The 12,064-nt window shown below is 35.5% G+C and carries 8 protein-coding genes; 2 read left to right on the top strand and 6 right to left on the bottom strand.

The features are described from left to right. Window positions 1-203: 203 nt before the first annotated feature. The 3 genes from AC3DU7_RS10020 to AC3DU7_RS10010 form a co-directional block, all read right to left on the bottom strand. Window positions 204-2,048, bottom strand: coding sequence for a vWA domain-containing protein (locus tag AC3DU7_RS10020; protein WP_488039207.1), 1,845 nt, complete (start codon window positions 2,046-2,048; stop codon window positions 204-206). Between the two features lie 27 nt (window positions 2,049-2,075). Then, complete coding sequence (locus tag AC3DU7_RS10015; protein ID WP_488039206.1) at window positions 2,076-2,525, bottom strand: hypothetical protein; 450 nt, start codon at window positions 2,523-2,525, stop codon at window positions 2,076-2,078. 96 nt (window positions 2,526-2,621) lie between these two features. Then, window positions 2,622-3,062 carry a hypothetical protein gene (locus AC3DU7_RS10010; protein ID WP_488039205.1) on the bottom strand — a complete coding sequence of 147 codons (441 nt, stop codon included), beginning with the start codon at window positions 3,060-3,062 and terminating at the stop codon, window positions 2,622-2,624. A 349-nt stretch (window positions 3,063-3,411) separates the two neighbouring features. Here AC3DU7_RS10010 and AC3DU7_RS10005 point away from each other — a divergent pair, with 349 nt between their 5' ends. After that, complete coding sequence (locus tag AC3DU7_RS10005; protein ID WP_488039204.1) at window positions 3,412-3,696, top strand: UPF0175 family protein; 285 nt, start codon at window positions 3,412-3,414, stop codon at window positions 3,694-3,696. Between the two features lie 211 nt (window positions 3,697-3,907). On the opposite strand, the gene AC3DU7_RS10000 is transcribed toward AC3DU7_RS10005, so the two are convergent. The 3 genes from AC3DU7_RS10000 to AC3DU7_RS09990 all read right to left on the bottom strand — a co-directional run bounded on the left by AC3DU7_RS10000 (window position 3,908) and on the right by AC3DU7_RS09990 (window position 9,998). After that, on the bottom strand, window positions 3,908-5,347 hold the full coding sequence (locus tag AC3DU7_RS10000; RefSeq protein WP_488039203.1) for a protein kinase domain-containing protein: 1,440 nt from the start codon (window positions 5,345-5,347) through the stop codon (window positions 3,908-3,910). Window positions 5,348-5,680: 333 nt separating this feature from the next. Further along, a complete protein-coding gene (locus AC3DU7_RS09995) occupies window positions 5,681-7,585 on the bottom strand; it encodes a cation:proton antiporter (RefSeq protein WP_488039202.1) in 1,905 nt (634 codons plus the stop codon). Between the two features lie 2,092 nt (window positions 7,586-9,677). After that, window positions 9,678-9,998 (bottom strand): hypothetical protein, encoded by a 321-nt coding sequence (locus AC3DU7_RS09990; protein ID WP_488039201.1) that lies wholly within the window; start codon window positions 9,996-9,998, stop codon window positions 9,678-9,680. A 1,421-nt stretch (window positions 9,999-11,419) separates the two neighbouring features. On the opposite strand from AC3DU7_RS09990, the gene AC3DU7_RS09985 reads away from it, so the two are divergent. Continuing rightward, a partial coding sequence (locus tag AC3DU7_RS09985; RefSeq protein ID WP_488039200.1) for a tetratricopeptide repeat protein occupies window positions 11,420-12,064 on the top strand: 645 nt, incomplete at its 3' end.

Here is a 12,064-nt window from a genome sequence, read left to right as displayed (position 1 = left end):
GGTTAATGGCTCATGGTTTGGTGGATACGGTTTGGTATCGTCCTCAAATTAATACGCTTTGGTGGTTGATGGTAGCTATTGTTGCTAGTTATTACGGTGGGGGGCAGAGAAAGGAGAATATTAGTAAGTTAAGCAAATAGTAATTTATAGTACAAGGAAGAAAAAAGAATGCTCCTAAAGCAAGGAATAATTAATATTAATGATTAGGGATTAGAAACGTTTGTAGCTGCAGCAGAAGAATTTCGGTTAAAACCGTTTCTAACTCTGCCAAAACCCCTAACTGAGTATATGAAAAAATCTTGACGACGTTGGCGAGGAGTATCTGAGGATGTTCCCGCTTTTCCAAGATTTTGAGCAAGTGATAATAATTTTCTCAGAGTAATCATATCGTCCCTAATTAGTTCTGAATCTAAATCAGAATTAGCAGATTGAAGAACTGCAACATGATTTTCAATTCGCCTTTCAGCAGTTTCCAAGTCACTTTCATAAAGGTCATCAAGGATATAGAAAGCTACTTCACTTGTCCATAAACCTAAAGCGTGTTCTGTTACTAAATCAGATGGTAAATTTCCTGATGGTGATAAGGTAAGTTGACGTTTTTGATTTTGGCGCTTAAACGCATCGACATACTGTACTGTTGCTTCCCCAATCGAATTTAGATTGTTTGGTTCAGGAATAGCTAATTCAAAAACTATCCAATAGGTTTCACCAACTGCTAAATCTGGTACAAAAATTCGGATACCTTTTTCCTGAGTTATCAAGTCAGGTTCTGATTCTACTCCAACTTCTCTTTCTGCTTTCTTTTTCGCCTCTTCAACATCTTTGAAGACCGCTGCTCTGCTAATCGGGTCTTTTATTTCATCGTGACCATACAAGTAAATAATTGGGATATTTTGATCGATATCTATCTTTAACTGAACATTAATTGCTGCTAGGTATTCTCTTCTATTTAATTCATCTTTAAGGCTAACTTGAATATCATCTGGATCTGTCACAAAAGTAGATTTTCCTCCCGTAAGACCAGCTAAAGCATCAAGTTCTCTAGTATTAGCATCTGAACCAAAAGCAAAAGTTGATAAGCGGACACTTCCTCGTGTTTTGTTGTCTATATTTTGTCGGATTCTAATCCATTCAGTTTCTCCGGAAGTCGGATTTCCATCAGAAAATAAATAGATATGATTCAGAGTATTGTTGCTTTCATAACGACTAATTTCGTCTATTCCATAGGATATTCCTATGTTAATATCTGTTCCACCATCAGCAGTTATACCACTGATAATTCTACTAAATTCATTAATCTCAATTTTTCTGACAGGAGTTGCTTTTAATACAGTTTTTGGCTGTTCATTAAATTCTATTATGCCAATAATGTCGTCTTTCTTGAGACTTTTGAAAATTTCCTTGATTGAAAGTTTCACGGCATCTAATTTTTCTCCTTCCATAGAACTACTTGTATCGATTACAAAAATATAATTAACAGGTGGAGGTTCGCTCTTTTGATATCCTGCTGGAGCTGTGTTGGAAGTTTTCAAGGCAATTTCTAAATAGTGAGTAGCTCTCTGATTCCGTTTTTGCTTTTGTGGAATTGGAGTTATTCCATAGCTAACTCCAAGAGAATTACCTGATTTAGGTAGTGGTATTCCTTCACTATTTAAGGCAATGAAGTCATCGAAGCGAATATTTCTCTGTTCAATTAAAACTCCTTGTTCAATTAAGTCCTTAATTCCTACATTTAATCTTGTACCAAATTGATTATTTCTTCTGATAAATAATCCATTATGAGGCAATAATTGATTGTTGCTTACTAGAGGAACATTACGAGAAGATGGAAATATTTGTGGGGAAAGGCTGTCGTTTAGTAGTTCCATTTCCCCTTCCCTTAGTTGTTCTGATTCTAGTTCTATTCGTTTTTGAGATTCGGGAAAGAGAGGGGAAGGAATAGGAACTGGTGAGGGATGATCTATCTTTCTCACTAATAAAGTAATCAATACTAAGACCCCCAATAAACCTAATAAAATTCCTAAAATTACAAGTTTATTATTTTTCACTTTATTTATATTCTTATAATCTAGAATTTACATGAAATAATACGGATTTTTAGGAGAAGGACACAATTTATCTAAGTTAGATTCAGTATTAACCAAATCAGAAAATACATTGTTATTTTCCAAGCACTTCAACCATTGATCTAAAGAATCTGAAACACCATAACTTTCCTTGGCTTTTCTTTTAGATTCTTCTGTATAAGTTCCCCCTTTTAGTAACAGTATTTTAATTTGTATAACTAAACTAGGTTCGTGATTTGCTTGAAGCCCCAAAGCCTTTTCAACATAAAAAATCGCAACGGATAGATTTTGCCTAGCTAGAGAAACTTTTGCTTTCCAATACCAAGGATCTGCTAATTCTGGAGCTAATTTTTTAGCTTCATTAAACTTCTCTTCAGCTAACTCAAATTCTCGATTGTTTAGTAATTCACGTCCTTCTCTAATTAATTGGTTTTCAGGTGTTAAATTTTTGGGAAACAAATGAAAACCAATTGGTATTAAAAGTAAGCATAGCGATATAATAAACCACCAAAATGATTTTTGAATTGGCTTAACTTGCTTACTTTTTTCTAGCAGTCAAATATTGAAAGTGGCACCCTTTTGGTCAATAGTTTGACTTTGAGCTACATTAATAGCCTTTTGGATATTTTGGATAAAACTTTCAGGGTATGAATGCTGAGATTTTTTGACAGTTTCTTCTATCTCTTTAAGAACTTCAGGAAAATTTGGCAGCGAATTTGTTTCTGACAAAGCTACCAATTCCTGCATTGATTGAGCTATTTGATTATTAGCTTGAGCAGTAGATTCTATCTCAAGTAAAGCTTCACCATAGTCAAGAGGTTGTTCAGGAGCTTTCTCTATAGCAGCTACAGTATTTGGGGAATGTTCTCTTAGAGATGCTAAAAATTGGCTACTTTTGTTCCAGAGAGCATCTCCTACATTTTCACCCGTTTTTTCTAAAGCTTTTGTAGCTATCACGGTTGCTAGAGCAATAGCAGCAGTTGTTAAAGGTTCCATAAATTTCCTTATTAAATAGAATAAAAGATATTAGTTTTAGTCTGATGCAATACCAATATTATTGGCTAAACCCAGCAAAGCCACTATAAAATGGGTTATAGGCTTCACAAAGGCTTCTACAACCCAACGATGTCAGAATCCGGAAATAAGAAATAATTGTAATAGGGGGTTCTATTTCTTACTTTTACTTGCTTCTCCAATAATATTTCATTGGTTCGAGCGTCAATTAAATCCTAGAAAAATGGATAACCGTAGCTCAATGGTTTTTTCTTGTAATTAGGGGCATAAGTAGTAAAGTGGAGTATGATTTAAGAAGAAAATTAAACTGTAGAATTAGGATGATTTGAAGATGGATTTAACAATTTCCGATGAAGGTTTGGAAAATATTCAGCTCTCGAGTGAGATGAGAGAAAAGGCTTTACAAAAAGCGAAAGAGGGATATGTCATGGCTTTATTAGAAGTTGGAGAAATTAGCAGTGGTAGAGCTGCAAAAATTTTAGGTGTTTCTCGGATTAAAATGATTGAAATGATGAATAAATGGGGGATTTCTATTTTTAATGAAGAGCATAATTTGGAGGAATTATGTCAAGAAGTGGAACAAGCAGAATTAATTTTAAATCAGCAGAAATTTTAAATGATTATTGTTTCTGATACTACGCCAACTATAGCAATTCTTTAACCTATGAAGTACAGTTTTAGATCCCCCCTAACCCCCCTTAATAAGGGGGGAACCTTCAAAGTACCCCTTTCTAAGGGGGATTTAGGGGGATCGTAAATCTACCCCATAACTATAGGAATTGCTATAATTTTTTTTCAATCCTTCCCTCTTCCTTCCTCCTTCCAAACTACCTAATCAATTTCTCCCAAGCTTGCCATAAAACCTCTGCCTTTTCTACCGGACTTTTCGGCAAACATTCCCTCGCCTTTTCCAAACACATCTGTGCTTTTTGCTCATCTCCAGACTTCTTAATTGCCAAACTCAACCATAACCAAACCATCGGTTGATTCCCCTCAATATCCAAAGACTTAAAATAACTTTCCACAGCCTTTTCATATCTTTGCAATTGATAAAATAACACCCCCAAACTCCGCCATGCCTGCCAATGATTAGGCTGCAATTTCACAGTTTTTTGATAACAAAAAATCGCCTCCTCATAACGCTTCAACTGATTACAAACTTCAGCCTTCTTATACCAAGCATCATAATTATTTGGTCTAATAGAAATAGCACGATCATAAGAAGCGATCGCTGCCTCTGTTTTCCCAAATTCTTGCATAATTCGACCTTTAATAACTTGTGGAATACCCCCAAGCACTTTGGTTAACAAAGAAGGATTATTTCCTATTGTTTGAGAATTTGAAGAGGCAAAACTTTTCTGATATTTCACTGACTCCAATTCTTTTAAAACCTCTTCTACAGACTGATACCTTTGATTAATATTTGGAGCCAAAAGCTTATCAATAATTATCCCCAATTCTTCACTAATATTAGACTGTAAATATTGTCGCCAAACCCACTTACCCTCAACCACATCAAACAACTCAAAAGGCGCCACTTGAGTCAACAAATATATACAAGTAACCCCCAAATTATAAAGGTCACTAGCAGGAACCGCCTTTCCCGCCAACTGTTCCGGAGCAACATATCCCGCACTACCAATCATCGTTCCAGTTTGGCCAAGAGAAGATTCTGTAATTACCTTACTAGCTCCAAAATCTACCAAAACCAACTGGCCTTTAATTTCCCCTCTACCATCAGGAAGTGTAATTGAATTGCGCCGAATAATATTTTCAGGTTTAATATCCCGATGAATCACCTGCCGTTCGTGGACAAATTCCAACACAGGCAACAAATCCCAAAGTAACTCCTGAATCTTATTTTCAGTAAAAGTCCCATTAACAACCAATTCCTGCTCTAAATTTTGCCCATCAATAAATTCTTGGATGAGATATTGTTGCTCACCTTGTTGAAAATGAGCCATTAATTCTGGGATTTGAGGATGTTGACCCAACTCATCAAGTCTGACGGCCTCCCGACCGAACAATTCAGCAGCTTTTTGTGCATTAACACTATTTTGAGGAAAAAATTGTTTAATCACACATCGGGGTCGGGAAGGTTTATACTCATCCACCGCTAGAAAAGTTTTGCCAAAGCCACCTTGACCAATAGGTTTAATAGTACGGTAGCGATCGCCCAAAAGTAACTTAGCTCCGCAGCTCTGACAAAATCGATGATCGGAGGGATTATACGGCTTTCGGCATTCAGAGTTAATACAGTAGCTCATCCTGATTTTTAACTTGAAAATTTAGTTATACCAATGTGATAAATGTTTGTTACAAATGCTAGAAGGAAGAAGGGATAAATATTTAAAAAAATGGAAAAACGATATAAATAACTATCTAAAATGAACTAGACTACCTATTTTTAAGCATATCCGATCAAGGTCTACCTTTTTGTAGCATTCTTTTTCCAAATTGGTATTACAGCATATTTCATATCAGTGAGGTGCATCTTTTGCAGGCAAGATGCCCGCACTACAAAGACTTTATCATTACTAATTGCTGACAGCTGACTGCTAATAGCTGTTTGCGCAGCATTCCGCAGGATATGCTTACTATCAGAGTTCAGATTCGAGAACCGAAGAAGGTATAGGTACTTCTTCAACAGTTGGATGTTTTTCAAGAGTTAAAGTTGATTGTTGAGATCCAGATAGTCGTCTAAGAAGCTTAGGTTTAGGGTCATGTAACAAATAAATAATCCGATCGCCTGGTTGCCAATTTTCCATGGCAGATAACACTTGAAGACTTCCTTGCCTTTCAATCAAAACTGGCATTAACTCCCCTGCTCGAATAAGTGCCTTAAGGTGAGTCTTTTGAAACTCAAATCCCAATTGCTTAAGCACTGTTTCTCCTAATTTCACTTCTCTGTCAGAAAGATATTTATTCCAACTTTTAATATTTAACTCTGAAGTAAACGCTTGTTGAACCTTCTCTTTACCATTAAGACTTTTATTCTGAGGACTTTTTGGATAAATAGCTAATACTCTTGGTGGCTTAAATTCTTCTGCTGCTCTTTGAGCCAAAACTAAATTTACTTCTTCATTCTTAGTCATTGCTAAGAAAGTACCCACTGATTCTAAACCAGCTTCTTCTAAGACATTAGTATCAAAAGCACTACTTTTGTATACCTGCAAACCTTCCTTCTCTGCCTGCTGACAAGCCTCCTCATCTGTATCTATCAGTACCACTGATTCACCCCTGTCCTTAAATATACGTCCAATTAATCGGGACAGAGGATTTGAACCCACAATCACAGCACCAGTAGCTGCGCTAGAAGTAATTCCCAAAAATTGAGCCACGAATCTTGCTGTTAGTCCTTGACTAAATACTGTCATAATAATAGTCAAGAATACCAAAGCCTTGATAGAGTCACCACCATTGAGACCTTTTTGAGTTAACAAGATAGCAAATAAGGAAGAAACTGAAGCTGAAACTATTCCTCTAGGAGCAACCCAACTGACAAACATCTTTTGTCGCCAATTCAGCCTACTATTCCAAGTACAGATTAATACGTTGAGAGGGCGAACCAGGAACATCAAACTCAAAACTGTCCACACACTTCCCCAACCTAGAGCAACGATACTTGCTAAAGATAAATCTGCTGCTAGTAAAATAAACAATACTGAAACAGCCAGCATTGTTAGTTGTCCTTTAAACCGCCTTAATAGTCGTAACTCTGGTATTTCGGCTGCTCCAACCACAATTCCTGCTACGACTGTGGCCATCAATCCTGATTCACTGCGGACTTCTTCTGCTAAACCAAAAATTCCCCACAGAGCCGCTAAAACTACCAGATTTGCTAACTCTTCAGACAGAAACTTTGCTCTTTTGAGGGTGAATCCTAAAATCCAGCCTCCTGCTGCACCAATGATAGTTCCCATTCCTAAGCGCACAACTAGGTCTCTAAATAATCCTAGAGGGTCAGCACCTTCATTTAAAACTATGTTCAGTACCAATACGGCCAGAATTGCTCCTACAGGATCTATGAGAACTCCTTCTCCTTCCAATACTGTAGCTACTTGTCGGTCTACTGAAACCTGTTTGAGCAATGGCCCTACTACTGTTGGCCCTGTAACTACTACTAGGGAGGCATAAAGAAATGCGATCGCCCAGGGAAACTCACCTAACCAGTGAGCGGCCATACCACCACCAATTAACGTTATTAGTGTACCTATAGTCACTAAGTTGCGGATACTGCCGGAAACTTTTCCTAACTCTCTAAGTTCCAAATTCAAGCCCCCCTCAAAGAGAATGAGGGCTACAAATAAGGATACTACAACTTCTAGACCATTACCTAGTAGGTTTGGATGCACCACTCCCAGAACATCTTTGCCTACTAGAATACCAAATAGTAGCAAAAAGACTATCGCAGGTACTTTAAGGTAGGCTGCTAGAACTTGGGCTCCTATACCACTGATTACAGTCAGGATGATCAGTAGAGTTATGTCAAATGGTATTTCCATAAGTGTTATCTTTAATTCCCAGGCTTACCAGCTTTTTTTCTTCAGCTTCAGTTTTTGATTCTGAAATTATGTGTTTTAATTTTTTTTGCTGGTTAGTTTTTTTGTATTTTTTTCTTGATTTTAGCTGTGAAATTATTATTGAGAAGGATTGATTATTTATTTAAAATCGGGTAAATTTTAGGAATTATTTGAGTACAACAATTGAATCACAAAGTTTCTAATTTTTTTATTCCCTCATTAATTTGTGTGTAAATTTTCTAATTTAAATATTTGCCCATAATTATTTTGAAACAGAGAAATCCCTTTCGTATTATAACTACTCTTAACCAAAGTGCAACTATGGCTATTTTTGACTTTATACCGGAAAGTTGGAGTAGATGTCTTCCCCTTTTAGGGGAGCTTTTTAATGCATTCAATGTATATAGTTGTGGATCTGCTGAACTGTGAGGAAAGTCTCACAGTGATGTGGAAATCCCTTCACCTTGAAGCAGGAGAAGATGTCAACAGGTTTTAGCCTCAGCAGAAATTGCTCCTGATTAGGTGTTTTTTTGACAATTATGGTGATATATGGTATGGAAGGAAAATAGTAAATCCTTATTTGGATATTAGATAAGAGCTTTATTAATAGGGTAAGGCAGGAGGTCATTTCAGTTATCAGTCATCAGTTATCAGTACCTCTGCAATAAGTGAGGCTTAACATCAGGAATATTCTATTTTTTTTATCCCTTCAAAAGGCTATACTTTCATAAACATTTTTCTTAACATAAAACTTGACAAAATAGAAAGGGAAGGCTTTAAAGCAGGATTTTTCGGTAAAAGGGTTTTCGCATTGAAAAATGTCCTCAGCAATTCTTGTAGTCCTATAACTTCCTGTTTCTTCACAGTCCTAGATTTTTCCCCTCCAAAGGCCATCTCCGTAGAGCCAATCTTCAAGAATGAATAATGAATAATAGGCATCTCCAAAAATTAAAAATAAGATGAATTCTTATCCAGAAATTATCAATTATTCTTCTCTGTTCGCTGTTCCCTCTTTTCTGGAGATGTCTAATAGATATCTCCGACAATAAAAAATCAAATCAATTATCGCACAGAAATTATCAATTCTTTTCCTCTACTGCCTACTGCCTACTGCCTCTTTTCTGGAGATGTCTAATGAATAATTAACAATTACCTCTCCTTGCAAACAAGAGGATTGACTAATGATGAAAATTTTTATTTATTATCGCCTAAAAAGAGGAGGCTTTAAACCACAATTTTTCGGTAAAGACTGTTACTCAGAATGCACTAGAATAAATATTCCTTTTGTCCAAACATTCTATGTCTTTGCTCCCGTTTAAATCTCTGTCTTTGCTATGACCGCATACAAGACAAACATAAACACATTCTTTTAAGGACATCTGATGACAATGTTTACCTGGTGGTGTATAGAACCCATTTGAGATCTATATAATTATGGTAGTCAAGTCTTTTCGTACATCAATGAGTGAGGAAAAATCTGAAAAAGGAGTGTTGAATTTTTTGTATTATCTATCCCCACATCTTACCTCTTCCTTTTTCCCTCTTAATCTCCTGTCTCCAGTATAGCTGTCTCCTGACTCAAGGCTAAAAAAAATTGATATTTATCAAGATACCAAGTGGGTTCTATAATGATGGTAGAGAGAGGGTAGGAAGTGTGGGGAGTGTGGGAAGAAATTAAAAAACATATATCTTCACCGTTACTATGCAGAACTACCAATCTTTTTACCATCATCATTTTTTATTTGAGGCTTGGCTCTACTAATTTAAGGATCGCTGACCGTAGTCTCTAACCTTATTCTCAAGAGCAGGCATCTTCTCGGTTGAAACACCATCTACATTAATATACATGAACTCGATTTTTTGTTTGCTTTGCATTCCACAGCAAACCAGTAACTTTTTTACTGACTGCACGTTGATGAAGAGTTAATCACTTTTTTTACTTTTCTATGAACTTTAACGTTAGCCAATTGAGTTCCCGTCAACCATTTTATTCTTTTCTTCTTTCTCAAATTTAATGCTATACATAAAAGCTTTTTTAGTTCAATTAATTAGCTGAATGCAGCTACTTAAACATTTAAAATAAATGACTATGTTCGCTATCTAGACATTCTCCACTTTGCCAGACTCTACCAGTATGTTCACATTCTTCTTTAGTTTTGAGCCAAGGAATTTCTGTAGGAGATATCGAAGGAATTTCTGTAGGATATATAGGTTTATTAGCGAAAACCCATTTATCGTAAAGATGATATGCAATAGCTCCAGTTAAAAATAGAGCATCTCCACATATGACTGTAAATATTAATGTTTTTAAGACTAATTTCTTAGTCTTGCTCTTTTTACGCTCACGCTCAAAAGTAGAATAAGAACCCTGAATTAAATTATTTTGTCTTAACATAAGTCCTCCCGCAGATCATAAAGTAAGCATATATTTGTTTAACTTAGGAATGAGACACTTTTTTAGTTCAAACTATACTCACAGTAAGAAACTATCGTCTCAATCTAAACTGAAATGAGTATATATACAGTAAGCCTTAATTAACTCACTTCACCATATATTCAACAAAAAAAATAGAGGTAGAAATTATTCATCTTTTAGTGATGCACATCACAATAAATAATAATCCAAAATTTCCTTGGGGTGCAAGTAGTTCTACTGAACTTCATCAAAGCTTCATAATTAACTTAAATATCAAAATTATTCTTTTTTCTAAAATACTTGCAACACATTGTTGCTATTACAATACCTATTGATGAAAAAAAAGTTTTTGCTATAAAAAATTGTAAATCATGTGGTTTATTGAATTAGATTGATACTGATAATTTAAGGATTAAGTAGAAAAATAAGATAGATATATAGACGTATAGGATTATTTGATTTTATTACTACATATAATTCACTATTTTCTTGAAGGTATAAACTTCTTTGTGGTAACAAGCATTAGAAAGACAATTAATCATCCTTTCCTGAAATCATTTGTAGTAATTTTTAAGTAAAAAAAATTGAGTAACAAAAATATACTTTAAGTATTTTCAATCGCTATAGCTATCTCTATTTGGGGGTTTGAGCCTTAAATAGTAAGTACAATTTATGAAGTTTTTGTAAAGCAGTAAAACATTGAATTACTTCATCAGAACTTCATAAAACTCGGAGTTTTATTGGCCTAATTATTGAAGATACTGAAAGTCAAAGTTACACTATGGCAAAATCTGGAAAAAGTATAAAATCAATTTTCATTGTTATAGTTAAATTTTATATTTTGGGTAACCAATTAATGTACTAATCTGTTTCTTAATTTCAGATTAGATGAGCTACAAATATAAAAGCTAACCTGTATGAAAAATGCTAGAAAAAATTGGTCTATTTATATTTAATTGCAGTAGGTTTAGGGTAGATGGGCAAAGAACTAACTTTGTAAGTGCTAAAACTTTCTGTTCCTTGATAGATAAATCGGGAAAAGTTAACTTTGGCTTCCTCTTCTGTTATCTCAAGGCTAAGATAGGCAACTTCCAAACCACCTGGTAGTTAGCAATTATTATTTAAATCTCCTAAGTAAGTTATCGGTTGTTGTCTTAACAGTTTTTACTTGTTTTGACATCCCTATTATTACTGAAGACTTATGAGGTTACTAGGTGGAAAATACGGAACTTTTGTTTTATGAGAGCTGTATGAAATCAGTGTAAATACTTATATTAAGTCTGGATAATAGCTATTTGGAAAAAAATTATCCCCTTAAAATAGGGCAAACATCTCTATTACCTTAGTTACTGAATAATTAGGGTTTGCCGAAAAATCTTCTAAAGGTTAATAGTAAATTTATGGATAAACAAGATTATTTAGATTTCTTGATGGAGGTATTTGAGGCGATCGCCAACAGCAATGGCGACTCCAAAAAAGTAGTCTACCAACTTTTACAAGCTAACCTAGACAAACTCGACAATAACTTTGCTCACTTTCTACAAACTTGGGCAACAGCTAAACTCTCAGAAGTAGAAACAGAGGAAGCAGAATCTATTGCCGATACTATTTGGGATTTCAGCTACCACCTCAACGACTTCCCACTCGGCAAAAAAGCAAATAACATGGAAATCGTCATTTCTGGTTACGAAGCGGTGTTACAAGTTTTTACCCGCGAGAGTAACCGGGAAAATTGGGCAACGACTCAAAACAATCTAGCCATTGCCTACAGTAACAGAATCAGAGGTGACCGGGCACAGAATATTGAAGATGCTATAGCTGCATATCATCTGGCATTGGAAGTTTACACCAAACAAGACTTCCCCATCAATTGGGCAATGACTCAAAACAATCTAGCCGCTGCCTACAGTGAAAGAATCAGAGGTGACAAAGCAGAGAATCTGGAAAAGGAACTCAAGCAGATATTTAATTTGTTGCGGGGGCGGGAACAGAAGCGGATATTAGTATACGGCCCCGTTGGCATTGGCAAAACAGCCTTTATTCTG

The organism is Okeania sp. (assembly GCF_983059655.1).
This window is presented reverse-complemented; position numbering and strand designations above follow the sequence as displayed.